Below are 16,288 nucleotides of genomic sequence, written 5' to 3'. Positions count from 1 at the left end.
TAGTTTCTTGTTTTTTGGTTAAAAAATATTTAAATAAAACTAATCAGTCAATTAGCCTCTGTTACCCATAGCAGAAAGCATTCCGCCATAAACATTGTTTAATGAAGCAATGTTTTGAGTCATTGTCTGCATTTGTTGTTTTAGCTGAGCTGCGTTATCAGCAATCTCTTTGTTAGCTTCAGCGTTACGAGAAGCGCTCTCTAACTGAACTTTGTAAAGACTGTTTAAAGACTCCATTTGAGCTGCAGCCATAGACATTTCTTCGCTGTATTTCTTTTGAGAAGCAATTGAATCTACAGTTGGAGAAATTCCTTTAGCAGCTGATTCGAAGTTTCTGATGCTGTTACCTAAGCTAGACATTAACTCACCGTCAATTTTAGCTTCTTTTAATAGGTTATCAAGTTTTTGAGAAAGTAACCCCTGAGCTTCTTTCGGATCTTCTTTTTTGTCTTTTTTCTTAGCCTCTCCACCAGCTAATTCCGGGTATACTAAAGACCAGTCAAGTTCTTTATCTACTGGATCAAAAGCTGATAAACCAAAAATTAACGCCTCAGTACTTAAACCAACGATAAGCATCTCAGAAGCCCCTGGCCAGTGCATTAATTTGAAAAGTGCTCCGATGATTACAACTGCTGCCCCCATACCATAGGCGAAATTCATAACTTTTTTAGGTAGTGCCATAATAAAATAATTTTTAGTTTTTAGTTAAGTTAATCAATAAATATTCAAGTTATTAAAAATTGGTTCTTAGTTCATAGTATTAGATGTATTCTGAGTACCCATGTAATCCTGCACTGTTCTGAAACCGATAAAGCTTCTTGCAGAATCCGCATACTCATAATCTCTTGTACTAACCTGAAGGAAATAAGCAACATCCTTCCATGATCCTCCGCGGATTACTTTACGTTGGTTTTGGTGATCTGTTACGTTAGGGTTCATTGTAGACACATACTCATAAGATGAAGCATCGTAAGAAGAGTCAGTCCACTCTGAAACGTTACCAGCCATATTGTAAAGGTTATAATCGTTTGGATCATAAGATTCAGCTTCTACAGTGTATAGTGCACCGTCTGCAGCATAATCACCTCTGTTAGGCTTAAAGTTAGCAAGGAAACAACCTCTGTCACCCTTAGCATAAGGACCACCCCAAGGGAATGTAGCAGACTCAAGACCACCTCTTGCAGCATACTCCCATTCAGCCTCTGTAGGTAAACGGAAAGAGTTTACAAACTGTCTTCCTTTATCTTTTTGGTAAGCATTCTTGTTAAGCGTTCTCCAAGCACAAAATGCTTTAGCCTGTTCCCAGGTAACACCTACTACCGGATACTCTCCGTAAGCCTGATGCCAGAAATAGTCATTATGCATTGGCTCATTATAAGAATAAGCAAAGTCTTTAATCCATACTGTAGTATCTGGATAAACCTCTACCTTTTCTTTTATAAGGTATTTACTTCTTTTAGATCTTGTGTTTTTAGACTTATCTTTTGCTGCAGCCTGAATATCCATCCACGAATAAGCAAATACAAGCTTAGACACATCAATAGTCCTTAAACCATTGTATGATTCAGAAGCCGGCAAATACATTGAGTCCATAACCTCAACATAGTACTCATCCGGATATTTCTGCGGATCATCGATAAGCTTAACTTTATGGTTAAGTTTTCTACCAGCATAGATATCATCACCATCACCAATACTGTAATAGTTATCATACATATATTGATCGTAAGGAGATTTCTCCTCTGTAGACTGATCTAAAAACGCATACTCGCCAACACCACCACTACCAGGTGTCTGACCCATTTCATCCGCAAGGATTGCCAGTCTTGTTCTGATAGTAGAATCTTTAACCCATTCTACAAACTGACGGTATTCACTATTGGTAATCTCTGTTTCATCCATGTAAAACGAACGAACAGTTACAGTCTTAGTAGGAGCATCCTGTACATTAGCCAAATCGTCGTCCGATTTACCCATAATGTAAGCACCTCCAGGAACCAAAGTCATACCATAGGGCTTTTCAGGCCTCCACTTTTTTCCTCTAACACCTACTAGCTCTCCGCGGTCGCTGGAACCACAGCTAATTAAAAATGATAAAGTTGCTGTTAATGCAATGAACTTCTTCATATAAAATTGGGTTATTAATGTAATTCTATTTTTTAAGGGCGTAAACCTATTTATTTATTTTCAAAAAAACAATTTTTTTATTAAAAAAACCTAAACAAAAAGTAATCTACCGATAACTTTAAGAAAATATAGAGAATTCTCAGTTATTTTATAACATTACTGCTAAATAATGTTTTTTCTCTGAGCCTTCCACCACCTTTCAGGAATCTCATTGTTACACGCTCCCATATAATCTTCATGCGTACAAGGTAACAACGTATTTCTCTTTAATTTATTGTTAACATGAGACACATGCGGTATCTCAATCCACCACCTGTCTGTCCTGTCGCTTTTATAAAAAATCAACTCCTCGTCTTCAAGAGGAACTATATATTTAAGGTACTGCTCTTTACTACCAAAAGGATACTCATTAGATCTGTAGTGATACCCTTCAACAAAATACCAAAGTACCTGAGCTATTAAAACGGACTCCTGCCTGGAATTATTGTGATTAAATACTCCAAACGAAGTTACTTTGTCACTTATCCCTGCGTAGCGTGCTAAAATACAAATTTCTTTTCCATCAAAACCATTTGGGATAAATTTAACATAATTTCCCGAATCGCTTGATTTTACTGCCGTCATATCAACAGAAACTATATCTGCATCACGAAAAACAGGTTCGGCTATTGTAGAATTATTACAAATTTCACCTAATCTGTAAGCGTCAAAATACAATTTTTCAATCAAGTCTATTTCTTCCTGCGAATTATAATAGGTTTGATATCCAATATTACTAAAATTAAAAAGATTATTAGGTTCTTCTACGATTATTTTAGTCAAATAAGATGAGGCTGTTAAGCCTTCATTCTCAGCACCAAAATCAAATTTACTATCAATAGACACTAAATTCACCATCTGTTCAAGCTTGTCATAACCCCTGTATAAGGCATAAGTTAAGTCCTGAGACCCTCCTACAACAACAGGAACTATTCTTTTTTTCACAAGTTCGTCTACCAGATTTTTTACAACATAGTAAGTATCTTCAGGGGTATTACCTGCAGCAACATCACCCAAATCAACTATATTCATATCCCAGTTACCAGGAAAAAGGCTGTAAAACTGCCTTCTTACATGATCCAGAGACACATGTTCTTTTCTCTCATCTACCCCCCTGTTTTCTAAAACCCCTATAAACGCTATAGCCGCCTTATCAAGATCAGGAAAAACCTCAGACGTATGTATACTGATTTTCCTGCCCAGAGAATGTACAGGAAGCTCACTTACAAACTCCAGTAGTTCTATCTCTACAGGTTCTAAAAAATCAAATACCATACTTTATTTCTTTTTTGTTTTTGCTGTTGTTTTCTTTTTGGCTGCCGTTTTTTTAGCAGGAGCTTTTTCTTCAATCATTGTCTTAACCTGCTCAAGTGTAAGCTTAGAGGCATCTACATCCTTATTAAGCTCTATTTTGGTTTTTCCTTTAAGGATAACCGATCTTCCCCAACGGGCTTTCTCCACTTTTATCCCTTCCTCTTCCCAGTTATGTATAACCTTGTCTTTATCTTTTTGAAGCTTATCCTCAATTAACTCTGTTATATCTGCCTGAGAAAGGTTATCAAAATTATATTTTTTATTCACATTGATAAATATACCGTTCCATTTAATAAATGGCCCGAAACGGCCCACTCCTTTTTGAACCGGTTCGTTCTTATAAACACCTATAGGAGCATCCGCCTGTTCTTTTTCTGCTATCAGTTTTGCCGCGACATCAAAAGTGACATCCATAGGATCCATACCTTTTGGCAAAGAAATAAATGTTTTACCAAAACGAACGTAAGGACCAAAACGACCATTATTTACCTCAACCTCTTCACCTTTATATGTACCCAGCGATTTAGGCAGCATAAATAGACCTAAAGCTTCTTCAAGTGTAATATTACCAATGTTCTGTTCCGGTAAAAGGCTTGCAAACTGTTTCTCCTCATCGTCAGCATCGCCAATTTGAGCCATCGGACCAAATTTACCTAAACGTACACTTACCTGTTTACCCGATTCAGGATGAATCCCCAGAATACGCTCACCGGATTCCCTGTCCGCATTTTTCTCAACGTCCTTAACCGTTGGATGAAAATGACTATAAAAATCATTCATCATTTTGGTCCAGTCTTCATTACCCGAAGCAATTTCATCAAAATCCTGCTCTACTTTAGCTGTAAAGTTATAATCAAGAATGGTTTCGAAATGACTTACAAGGAAATCATTTACTATCATTCCTATATCGGTTGGCACTAACTTACCTTTATCCGAACCGAAATTTTCTTTAAGCTGCTGTTCTGCAACAGAACCTCCTTTTAGGGTAAGTTGTGCATATTTTCTTTCCTGCCCCTCAAAACTTCCTTTTTCAACATAATTTCTGCTGATAATGGTAGAAATAGTAGGAGCATAAGTTGATGGACGACCAATACCAAGTTCTTCGAGTTTTTTAACCAAAGCCGCTTCTGTATAGCGGGCAGGCGGTCTTGAAAAACGTTCGGTTGCCGTAATATAATTATTAGTAAGTTTTTCGTTTAATCGTAATGCAGGCAGCATACCTTCCTGCTCCACATCCTCATCATCATTTCCTTCAAGGTATACTTTTAAGAAACCTTCAAACAGCAACACCTCTCCTGATGCTGCAAAAACTTCTTTATGATTATTAGCCTCTATCCTAACATTGGTACGTTCAAGCTGTGCATCACTCATTTGAGAAGCCACGGTTCTTTTCCATATCAAATCATAAAGCCTTGCCTGATCCCTGTCTAAACTAACCGTATGACGGGTCATATCTGTAGGACGAATAGCCTCGTGCGCCTCCTGTGCTCCTTTACTTTTTGTAGCGTAATTTCTTGGCTTACTGAATTCCTTACCGTATGATTTTGTAATTTCTGCTTCGGCAGCCGCCATTGCCTCCTGAGAAAGGTTAACACTATCCGTTCTCATATAGGTAATAAGTCCGGCCTCATACAGGCGCTGCGCCAGCATCATAGTAACACCTACCGGAAAATACAGCTTTCTTGCTGCTTCCTGTTGTAGTGTAGATGTGGTAAATGGTGCAGCTGGTGATTTCTTTGCCGGTTTTGTTTCCAAATCCGACACCTTATATATAGAACCTATATTTTTATTAAGGAAATCCTGCGCTTCCTGTTTTGTATTAAAGTTTTTAGGTAGTCTTGCCTTAAATGCTTTTCCTGCCTCGTTTACAAACTCGGCAGTTATTGAGTAAGAACCTTCCGCTTTAAAGTTTTGTATCTCTCTTTCACGCTCTACAATTAGACGTACCGAAACCGACTGTACGCGACCTGCAGATAATCCGCTTTTTACTTTTTTCCAAAGTACCGGAGAAAGCTCATAACCTACTAATCGGTCAAGCACCCTTCTTGCCTGCTGTGCATTTACAAGGTCATAATTAATACTCCTTGGATTTTCGATAGCCTTTTGTATCGCTGTTTTGGTAATTTCATGAAAAACAATACGCTTGGTTTTGTTTTTGTCAAGTTTCAGTTCTTCCGCCAGGTGCCATGCAATAGCCTCCCCTTCGCGGTCCTCATCACTTGCCAGCCAAACTGTCTCCGCAGATTTAGAAAGATCTCTGAGTTTTTTTACCAAAGCCCTTTTGTCGGAAGAAACTTCATATTTTGGCTTAAAGCCATTCTCAACATCTACTCCTATCTCTTTAGATGGTAAATCGGCTATGTGTCCATAACTCGACTCCACCTGGTAGTCTTTCCCTAAAAATTTTTCAATGGTTTTTGCCTTTGCAGGCGACTCAACAATCACTAAATTCTTTGCCATATTTGCTCTCCTTTGTGTCGCAAAAGTATAGGATTTTTTTAAATATTGAATTTTGAAGGTTTCAAATTCACGTTTTTACATCCAAAAAATATCATAAAAGCAACATAATTGTTTCTAAAAAAAGCTGAAACACCTCATACTGCTGACCTCACAATATTTGAGTTGTTTAAAAAGCTTAACTTTATTATCTTTAAGTCTTTACACAAACAATATTCTAAAAAATAAGCTATGAGAAAACTCAACCTTAAACTTTTATTACCTTATAATTGGGCACATATAAGAAAAATTAAAGTTTATGATGATAAAAAGAGACTTCTTATTAAAATAATGCATGGTGAAGAGCCTGAAATTGAAATTCCTGACGACAGCAAACAGGTTATTATAAAACTTGATTTCTACAAATCGGTCATTACAATTCCACAAGGGGAGAATCTACACCTTATATTATTTATGGATTTTAGGGATCGCTTCCCTATTAAATATTTTGACACCCTTAAAAGAAAATGCCTCACCGGAAAATTTGTAACTCAGGAAGAGTTTGAAGATTTCAGTTCAAGTTTTTATGCGAATGCACATAAATGGATACATAAAACAGAAGTAGACAAGGGCTCTTTGTTTTTAGGATTCTTACTATCAGTAGGATTAACGGTTATGAGCGTAGTAGAACAAAACAATCCGTATCAGGATATTATTTTCATGATAGGCCTGGCCAGCTTCTTCTCCTTATTAGCAATACAGATTGAAAACCATAAAATCCTCCTTTATGATTACAAAAGCAGGATGATAGCCTCCGGCGCCGCTTTTATGCTGGGCAGTATCTTTTTACAATCATCATTCCCTTTAATTGTCTTATTTATACTGTTTAGCCTCACATTTTTATTAAAATCCATACATAGCATAGGCCAGTTATACCGCAAAGTAAATTTAGGCAAAGACTAATATGCCAACTTGTCATATTTTACAAATTAAATAGTATCTTTGCCAATTCAAAAAAGCACTACAGTAGCGAATTTATGGAAAAGATTATTGAAGAGAACAAACAGGGACAAAGCCTTGTTTTAAAGCAGAAAGACGGAAACAGCAAAAAACTCTTTATTGAAAGCTATGGCTGCCAGATGAATTTTTCTGACAGTGAGATTGTTGCATCTATTCTTGCCAATGAAGGTTATAATACCACCCAAAACCTTGAGGAGGCCGATTTGGTATTGGTTAATACCTGCTCCATTCGTGATAAGGCAGAGCAAACTGTACGTAAAAGACTTGATCAGTACAACGCTATAAAAAAAATAAACCCAGGGATGAAGGTAGGTGTTCTTGGCTGTATGGCCGAACGCCTTAAAAGCAAATTCCTGGAGGAAGAAAAAATTGTAGATATGGTTGTAGGCCCTGATGCCTATAAAGACCTGCCTAATCTTTTAAAAGAAGTTGACGAAGGTCGCGATGCCATAAACGTTATCCTTTCTAAAGAGGAAACCTATGGTGATATTGCACCTGTTCGCCTTAACAGTAATGGTGTAACTGCTTTTGTTTCCATAACACGCGGCTGTGATAATATGTGTACTTTTTGTGTAGTACCGTTTACACGTGGCCGCGAAAGAAGCCGTGATCCGCAAAGTATCATGGAAGAAATCACTTCGTTATATGAAAAAGGCTTTAAAGAAGTTACTCTTCTTGGGCAAAACGTAGATAGTTACTTATGGTATGGCGGTGGGCTTAAAAAAGATTTTGAAAAAGCAAGCGAAATGCAAAAGGCTACTGCGGTAGATTTTGCACAGCTTTTAGATATGGTTGCAAAAACCTTCCCTAAAATGCGTTTCCGTTTCAGTACTTCAAACCCACAGGATATGCACCTGGAGGTGATTGAAGTAATGGCTAAACATCATAATATATGTAAATACATTCACCTGCCTGTACAAAGTGGAAGCACACGTGTACTTGAAGCAATGAATCGTCAGCATACACGTGAGGAATACATGGAACTTGTAGATAATATATACCGCATTATACCTGAAATTTCACTTTCTCAGGATATGATTGCAGGTTTCCCAACAGAGACCGAAGAAGACCATCAGGACACTTTAAGTTTAATGGAGCACTGTAAGTATGACTTCGGGTTTATGTTTGCTTATTCTGAGCGTCCGGGAACATTAGCTGCAAGAAAACTGGAAGATGATATACCTGCAGAGGTTAAAAACCGCCGACTAACGGAAATTATTAACCTGCAGCAAAAAATGGCTCTTGAAAGAACACAGCGTTTTATAGGCCAAACAGTAGAAGTACTTATAGAAAAAGAATCTAAAAGATCTAACGAACACTGGAGCGGCCGTAATTCACAAAACACCATGGTTGTATTCCCTAAAGAAGGAAACTACAAGCCCGGTGATTTTGTAAACGTAAAAATTACAGACTGTACATCTGCCACATTAATTGGAGATGCAGTAGGTTACAGTGAAATGCAAACAGTTTAATAAACCAATTCAATCGGGTTAAGGTTAAAGCCTATGGAAAATGTACAAGCCATAAAACAACGATTTGAGATTATAGGGAACGACCCTAAGCTTAACCGCGCCATAGAAAAAGCAATACAGGTAGCCCCTACCGATATTTCGGTACTTATTACCGGTGAAAGTGGTGTTGGTAAAGAAAATATGCCAAGAATTATTCATGCCCTGTCTCACAGGAAGCATGGAAAATATATTGCCGTAAACTGCGGCGCAATACCTGAAGGAACCATAGACAGTGAGCTTTTTGGCCACGAGAAGGGTGCATTTACCGGAGCTACCTCAACCCGTGAGGGTTATTTTGAAGTAGCCGACGGAGGAACCATTTTTCTTGATGAAGTGGGCGAATTACCGCTTACCACACAGGTAAGATTACTTCGTGTACTGGAAAACGGTGAGTTTATAAAAGTGGGTTCCTCTCAGGTTCAAAAAACAAATGTGCGCATCGTGGCTGCAACAAACGTTAATATGTTTGAAGCCATTGAAAAAGGAAAATTCAGGGAAGATCTTTACTATCGCCTAAGCACGGTAGAAATTATGCTTCCTCCCCTACGTGAACGTAAGGATGACATTCACCTGCTGTTCAGGAAATTTTCTTCTGATTTTGCACACAAATACAAAATGCCTCCTATAAAGCTTGATGATGATGCGGTACAGTTATTGTTACGATATCGCTGGAGCGGAAACATCAGGCAACTTAGAAACATCGCTGAACAAATATCGGTACTGGAAACAACCAGGGAAATATCGCTAGCCACGCTTCGCTCTTATTTACCGGAAGAAGGTACAAACCTGCCGGCCGTAGTGCGTGATAAAAAACCTGAAAGCGACTTTAGTAACGAAAGGGAAATTTTGTACAAAGTGCTTTTTGATATGAAAAGCGACCTTAACGATCTAAAAAAACTTACCATGGAGCTTATGCAAAACGGCAACACAAGTAAGGTTCAGGAATCGAATAAAGGATTAATACAAAGAATATACGGAAACCCTGCAGAGGAAAACGGACACAGTTTTGAAGAAAGGCCTTCAGCCGGGGTTATGCCGAGTCCGAAAATCACTCATGCAGAACCGGTTATTGAGCATCACCTTGATGATGATGACGATGATGATGACAACTACCTTTTTGCCGAAACTGTTGAAGAGGAAGAAACCTTAAGGTTAGATGAAAAAGAAATCGAATTGATTAAAAAAGCCCTGGAACGCAATAAAGGTAAACGCAAGGCCGCAGCCGATGAACTTGGTATATCCGAAAGGACACTTTACAGAAAAATTAAACAATACGACCTTTAGTCATAAAAGAACAATGAGATATTTTAAATTATTATTGGTTTTTATTTTAGCCCTAACCCTGCATGGTTGCAAATATTACAACTTTACGGGAACAGGACAAATTAACGCCAAGACCTTTCAGGTGAATTATTTTCAGAATAATGCCGAAGTAGTAGAACCCGGTATAGAGCGTACTTTTACATTACGCCTGCAGGACCTGATACAAAACCAGACTAACCTTACACTAACAAATACAGGCGGCGACCTTGTTTATGAGGGTGAGATTACACAATATCGCATATCACCCATGACAGCTACTGCTGATCAGCGTGCAGCTCAAAACAGATTAAGCATTACTGTAAATGTAAGATTCACAAATAAGAATAACGAAGACGACGATTTTGAAAAGCCTTTCAGTTTTTTCTATGATTATAGTGGTGACGCCCTTCCTACAGGATCGGTATTAAATGCTGCCTTAGATGAAATTTTTGAAAGGATAACCCAGGACATCTTTAATGAGTCGCTGGCTAAATGGTAATTTGAGAACAGAGTAAAACAAAATTGAACACAAAAGACTATACATACCTGCTAAATAAGCCTTATACCATAACCGACAGGCAAACTATGGAACTGGAAAGCATTTTATATGAATTTCCGTTCCTGCAAAGTGCGCGTGCCATTCACTTAAAAGGGCTTTACAACCAGGATAGTTTTCGTTATAATATGGAGCTCAAAAAAACTGCAGCTCATACAAATGACCGTTCCGTTCTATTTGACTTTATAACTTCAGAAAATTTCCACAGCATTCAGAAAGATTATCTACAGGAAAAAGAAAAGGCTATTGAGGAAATAACCGTTAAGGAAACCGAAACGGTTACTCCTAAACCGGAACAACCTGTAATTTCTCCTGCTGACAGACTGGAACGTTCTATAAAACAAACTATAGAAGAGGCGGAAGAAAGCCATAAGGAAAAAGAACAATTTAAGGAAGCAGAAGAAACGCCTGTAATTGTTGCTTCTCCAGTTTTTACTCCTTCAGAAAAAGAAGTCCCTTTTACTGAACCTGTAAGAAACGAAACCGAAGAGAAACTCGAAATCGGTAAACCTCTTGAATTTGATAATTCTGAAAAACACTCTTTCCAGGAATGGTTACAGCTTTCTAAATTGACTCCTATAAAAAGGGAAGAAACACAGGAAGCAGAAAATGAATCTGAAATTGAGCCGAGCGAGAATAAAACTGAGATTGAAAAAGAGGAAATCAAAGAGGAAACAACAGATAATAATGACGATTCCTTAAGCAAAAAACTGGAACTTATTGATAAGTTTATTGAGTCTAGTCCAAAGATAATTCCAACTAAAGGCATAGCTCCACCCCCTGCAAATATTGAAAGAAGCAGCCGTGACAGCTCATTACTTATGACGGAAACACTTGCACGTGTATACCTTGAACAGAAAAAATATCAGAAAGCAATTCAGGCTTATGAAATTTTAATTTTGAAATATCCGGAAAAAAGTGTTTTCTTTGCAGACCGTATATCGGATATAAAGATTTTACAACAAAATAATAATACTAATAACAATGTTTGATTTTTCAATTTTCCTGGTACTTATAGTAATAGTAAGTTTCCTTTTGGTTGTGGTAATTATGGTACAAAATCCTAAAGGAGGAGGATTATCATCTTCACTTGGAGGAACTCAAATGATGGGTGGTGTACAAAAGACAACAGATTTTCTTGATAAAAGTACATGGACACTTGCTACTGCTCTTGTTATATTAATTTTATTATCAACATTAAGCTTTGGCAGCAACTCAGCAACTCAGGACAGTCTTATAGACGAGTCTACTTTACCTGCACCGGCAGCTACTACAGTTCCGGCAACAGAAAATGCAACTCCTGAAGCTCCTGCCAATTCGGCAACTCCTGCTCCTGCAGAAGAAGGCGCTCAACAATAATAATATTATAATATTCTATAAAAAATGCCAGCCTGTCAGTGCTGGCATTTTTTATTGGTAAAAATTTGTCAGTTTCATGTATTGGCACAATTTCTGAAAAAATCAATACGTCGAATTTTTAAACATTAATAACAAATATTAAATCATATGGCTTTAAACATTAAACCACTTTCAGATCGAGTTCTTATTGAGCCTGTGGCTGCAGAAACTCAAACAGCTTCGGGAATCTTTATCCCTGACACTGCTAAAGAAAAACCTCAAAAAGGTATTGTAGTAGCCGTAGGTAACGGAACTAAAGACCACGACATGACAGTAAAAGTTGGAGATACTGTTTTATATGGTAAATATGCCGGTACAGAATTGAAATTTGAAGGTAAGGATTACCTTATCATGAAAGAAGAGGAAATTTTTGCAGTAATCTAATTCAGTTTAATATTTAAAAAAACATATAACGAAATACAACCATGGCAAAAGAGATAAAATTTGATATAGAGGCACGCGACGGTTTAAAACGTGGTGTGGATGCATTAGCAAACGCAGTAAAGGTAACATTAGGCCCTAAAGGACGTAATGTAATTATAAGCAAATCATTTGGCGGACCTACAGTAACTAAAGATGGTGTATCTGTAGCTAAAGAAGTAGAGCTTGAAGATCCACTTGAAAACATGGGTGCACAAATGGTTAAGGAAGTAGCTTCTAAAACTAACGACTTGGCTGGTGACGGAACTACAACTGCAACTGTACTTGCTCAGGCTATCGTGAAAGAAGGCCTTAAAAACGTAGCTGCAGGTGCTAACCCTATGGATCTTAAAAGAGGTATAGACAAAGCCGTTGAAGCTATTGTAAACAACCTTGCAGAACAAACTAAAGAAGTAGGAACTGCTACAGAAAAAATCAAACAGGTAGCTTCAATATCTGCAAACAATGATGATGCAATTGGTGAACTTATTGCTACTGCTTTTGGTAAAGTAGGTAAAGAAGGTGTTATTACTGTAGAGGAAGCTAAAGGTACTGATACTTATGTAGACGTAGTAGAAGGCATGCAGTTTGACAGAGGTTACCTTTCTGCTTACTTTGTAACAAATTCTGAAAAAATGGAGGCTGAACTTGAAAGGCCATACATTTTACTATATGACAAAAAAGTTTCTTCAATGAAAGATTTACTTCCTGTACTTGAGCCGGTGGCACAATCAGGAAAGCCTCTTCTTATCATTGCTGAAGATGTAGATGGCGAAGCACTTGCTACCCTTGTAGTAAACAAACTTAGAGGTGCCCTTAAAATTGCTGCTGTTAAAGCTCCGGGCTTTGGTGACAGAAGAAAAGCACTTCTTGAAGATATCGCTATCTTAACAGGTGGTACCGTAATTGCTGAAGAGAGAGGTTATACGCTTGAAAATGCTACTCTTGATATGCTTGGTACTTGTGAAAAAGTAACTATAGACAAAGACAATACTACTATCGTAAATGGTGCAGGTGAAGCGGAAAACATTAAAAACCGTGTTAACCAGATTAAAGCACAAATGGAGTCTACAACTTCAGATTATGACAGAGAGAAACTTCAGGAACGTCTTGCTAAATTAGCAGGTGGTGTCGCAGTACTTTATGTAGGTGCGGCATCTGAAGTGGAAATGAAAGAGAAAAAAGACAGAGTTGATGATGCATTACATGCAACAAGAGCTGCTGTTGAAGAAGGTATTGTAGCAGGTGGTGGTGTAGCTTTACTAAGAGCTAAAAAAGTACTTGCCGATATTAAAGCTGAAAACGGAGACGAGGCAACAGGTATACAAATTGTTTCCCGTGCTGTAGAGGCTCCTCTTAGAACAATTGTTGAAAACGCAGGTCTTGAAGGATCAGTAGTGGTTGCTAAAGTTGCCGAAGGTAATAACGACTTTGGTTACAATGCTAAAACAGACGAGTATGTAGACATGCTTTCTGCAGGTATTATAGACCCTAAAAAAGTAACACGTGTTGCTCTTGAAAATGCAGCATCAGTAGCTGGTATGATTCTTACAACAGAGTGTGCTTTAATAGATATTAAAGAAGAAAATGCCGGAGGCGGAATGCCAATGGGAGGCGGAATGCCAGGTATGATGTAATAACATCTTAACCATAACGTTATAAAAAGGAGCTCAAAAGAGCTCCTTTTTAGCTTTAATGCTTTTTAAAACTTTTTAAAAAAGTATATATTCGCAAAAAAAAACAATCTAAACCATACACACCTTGCTATGAAAACAACGACAAAAATTATCTTAACCGTCTTTTTGCTGGCTTTTAGCCTTGTAGCTTTTGCCCAACAGGAAAAAAAGGAAAAAATAAGCAAAGCCATTGAAAATTATTTTTTCATGGAACGTGAAAACATTCACGTACATTTTGATAAAAATGTATTTCTTTCTAACGAAAAAATATGGTTTAAAGGATATGTATACCACAAAAAACTTGGCATTCCCTTCTATTCCTGCGTTAATATTTTTGCCAATCTTATAGATTCTGATGGAAATATTCTTGAGAGCAAACTTTTATGTGGTAATCTTGGAAATTTCTCAGGAAGTTTCAAGCTAAACAGCGATTATAAATCAGGTAAATATTATGTTCAGCTCTACACTAACTGGATGAATAACTTTACCGAAGATGAATCCTCCGTATACGACGTAACCATAATTAACCCAAGTACAGGAATACCTAGATCATTAAGCAAAAATGCTGAAGCAGAAGTCACAATAGAACTTAAACCTGAAAGCGGCGTTTTTCTTAACGATTGCCATAATACCATAGGCGTACACATAACTGGATGTGACAACACTCCCCTTAACGTAAAAGAGGCTTCTGTTGTAAATGAAAAAGGCGAAATCATTAAAAAGATTGTATTAAATGATCTTGGATATGGCAAATTTGATATTGTTGCCAGTAATAAAAATAACCTTAAAGTAGTTGCATCCATAAACGGAACCAATCATGAACAGGTATTGCCTCCACTTCAGGCAGAAGGTATAACCATGGAGGCTAATAGCTACACAATGGCCGACAAAACCTTTATTAAACTGAGAACAAACAGCTTTACTTACAAAAAAATTGAGAACAAGCCATTATACCTAACTGTTCAAAAAGATGACAAAACCTACATAATGGAACTTGTTTTTAACGACAATAAGCTGGAACTAACTACACAATTGGAAAACAAAGAGCTGTTTACAGGGGTTAACACAGTACGACTTATTGATGATAATTTAAATCAGATAGCTGAACGCTTACTATACATTTACCCTGACAGTGTTGTAAGTTCACAACTTAACAAGATAAGTGATGACAACGGAACCGTAGAGTTTAAAGGTAAAGTTAACAATCCGTATATGAACCTTAGTATTTCCGTTTTACCGGCAGATACAAAAAGTATTACAGCTAAAGAGGATATTTATGGCGACTTACTGCTTTCACCATATATAGAAGGACACCCTAAAACAATAGCCAGAGAGTACCTTAATGACATATCAAGATCTAATAAGTTTGAAATGGATCTTTACCTTATAAGTAAAAAAAGTAAATATCTATGGAACAATATACTTAACAATCCTCCAAAAGAAAATTACACTTTTGACATAGGTCTTGCGGTAAAAGGAACGGTAAACCAAAAATTAAAAGGGAAAGGCTACAGGCTAAAAATAAGTTCTTACACAGGCATGCTCGACGAAAGGGTGGCTCTGAATGAAAAAAATGAATTTTATTTAAAACATCTTGTTGTACCTGATTCCTGTAAGCTTAGATTCACTTTACTCAAAAGAGGTGAACAACCAAAAGATATTTCTCTAAACCCTGAAATATTAAATAATAATAGAAAATTCAACAAACCGTTTACACCATCTAAAATCTCATGTATAGATTATTCAGGAGACAATACAGATCTTGCCGATTTTGAACTACCAAAATACATAACAAAAACCGTTATGCTTGAAGAGGTTAAGATTGAAGGAAAATCTAACAAGTTGAAATACGGAACTGTGGCCGGAAACGGACTTTTAAGAGGATATAAAATAACAGAAGGAGATACTAAAAGTTATTTTTATATACTGGATATGATTCGTTATCATGGTTTTGATGTGTCTAATAAAAATGGGGAGGTTAGTATAACAGGACGTACGGTAACAACCATAAACGGTCAAAAAACCAAGCCAAGGGTTTATTTAGACAATATGTATTTAATGTCTTTTGATGTTCTTGACATGGTTTATACCGAAGATGTAGACGAATTTTACATAAATCCGCATGCACCTGTTCCAGGAGTGGATAATGAAATGGGTATCATCAAAATCTATTTGAAAAAAGATTTTTCATACAGAAACAAACCCACTGCCGATTTAAGCTTCCTGCTAAAAGATGGTTTTGATAAAGTTGAGCCTTTCAGAAACTCCGATTACACCTCAACTTATGACGACAAAGGTTTTGAAAACTTTGGTATTATAGACTGGCACCCTAATATCATGACAGACGAAAGTGGCGAGTTTAGATTCAGCATCCCGAAACTTTATTTCGGACAGGTTAAAGTACTAATTGAAGGGTTTGGAGCAAACGGAAAAGTAATATCAGAAGTAAAAACTATTAATTTATAACAAAAAAGGCGGGACATATGCCC

Annotated in this window: 13 protein-coding genes; 9 read left to right on the top strand and 4 right to left on the bottom strand. The window is 37.2% G+C overall.

What is annotated here, in order from left to right; all coding sequences use genetic code 11:
• Positions 1–51 precede the first annotated feature (51 nt).
• The 4 genes from gldL to topA form a co-directional block, all read right to left on the bottom strand.
• On the bottom strand, positions 52–684 hold the full coding sequence (gene gldL, locus NU09_RS11885; RefSeq protein ID WP_129751517.1) for a gliding motility protein GldL: 633 nt from the start codon (positions 682–684) through the stop codon (positions 52–54).
• Positions 685–747: 63 nt separating this feature from the next.
• Entirely contained in the window at positions 748–2,127 is a 1,380-nt protein-coding gene (gene gldK / locus NU09_RS11880) for a gliding motility lipoprotein GldK (RefSeq protein ID WP_129751516.1), read from the bottom strand.
• Between the two features lie 162 nt (positions 2,128–2,289).
• On the bottom strand, positions 2,290–3,441 hold the full coding sequence (locus NU09_RS11875) for a formimidoylglutamase (protein WP_129751515.1): 1,152 nt from the start codon (positions 3,439–3,441) through the stop codon (positions 2,290–2,292).
• 3 nt (positions 3,442–3,444) lie between these two features.
• The gene (gene topA / locus NU09_RS11870) at positions 3,445–5,940 is read right to left on the bottom strand and encodes a type I DNA topoisomerase (protein WP_129751514.1); all 2,496 of its coding nucleotides are present in this window, start codon (positions 5,938–5,940) and stop codon (positions 3,445–3,447) included.
• 228 nt (positions 5,941–6,168) lie between these two features.
• Between topA and NU09_RS11865 the strand changes: the two genes are divergently transcribed.
• The 9 genes from NU09_RS11865 (at position 6,169) to NU09_RS11825 (ending at position 16,265) form a co-directional block, all read left to right on the top strand.
• The gene (locus NU09_RS11865; protein WP_129751513.1) at positions 6,169–6,879 is read left to right on the top strand and encodes a hypothetical protein; all 711 of its coding nucleotides are present in this window, start codon (positions 6,169–6,171) and stop codon (positions 6,877–6,879) included.
• A gap of 74 nt (positions 6,880–6,953) precedes the next feature.
• Positions 6,954–8,408, top strand: coding sequence for a tRNA (N6-isopentenyl adenosine(37)-C2)-methylthiotransferase MiaB (gene miaB / locus NU09_RS11860; protein WP_129751512.1), 1,455 nt, complete (start codon positions 6,954–6,956; stop codon positions 8,406–8,408).
• Between the two features lie 33 nt (positions 8,409–8,441).
• Positions 8,442–9,731, top strand: a complete 1,290-nt coding sequence (locus NU09_RS11855; RefSeq protein WP_129751511.1) for a sigma-54 interaction domain-containing protein — start codon at positions 8,442–8,444, stop codon at positions 9,729–9,731.
• Between the two features lie 13 nt (positions 9,732–9,744).
• Positions 9,745–10,248 (top strand): LptE family protein, encoded by a 504-nt coding sequence (locus NU09_RS11850; protein ID WP_129751510.1) that lies wholly within the window; start codon positions 9,745–9,747, stop codon positions 10,246–10,248.
• A 23-nt stretch (positions 10,249–10,271) separates the two neighbouring features.
• Complete coding sequence (locus NU09_RS11845; protein ID WP_129751509.1) at positions 10,272–11,297, top strand: tetratricopeptide repeat protein; 1,026 nt, start codon at positions 10,272–10,274, stop codon at positions 11,295–11,297.
• Positions 11,290–11,664, top strand: a complete 375-nt coding sequence (gene secG / locus NU09_RS11840; RefSeq protein WP_129751508.1) for a preprotein translocase subunit SecG — start codon at positions 11,290–11,292, stop codon at positions 11,662–11,664. Before NU09_RS11845 ends, secG begins: the two co-directional genes overlap by 8 nt.
• Positions 11,665–11,811: 147 nt before the next feature.
• Positions 11,812–12,087: a co-chaperone GroES gene (gene groES, locus NU09_RS11835; protein WP_035135923.1), complete on the top strand. Its 276-nt coding sequence runs from the start codon at positions 11,812–11,814 to the stop codon at positions 12,085–12,087.
• Positions 12,088–12,128: 41 nt separating this feature from the next.
• Complete coding sequence (groL, locus tag NU09_RS11830) at positions 12,129–13,760, top strand: chaperonin GroEL (protein WP_129751507.1); 1,632 nt, start codon at positions 12,129–12,131, stop codon at positions 13,758–13,760.
• 129 nt (positions 13,761–13,889) lie between these two features.
• Complete coding sequence (locus tag NU09_RS11825) at positions 13,890–16,265, top strand: hypothetical protein (protein WP_129751506.1); 2,376 nt, start codon at positions 13,890–13,892, stop codon at positions 16,263–16,265.
• Positions 16,266–16,288: the final 23 nt, after the last annotated feature.

Source organism: Flavobacterium beibuense, from assembly GCF_004151245.1.
Lineage (GTDB): Bacteria > Bacteroidota > Bacteroidia > Flavobacteriales > Flavobacteriaceae > Flavobacterium > Flavobacterium beibuense_A.
This window is presented reverse-complemented; position numbering and strand designations above follow the sequence as displayed.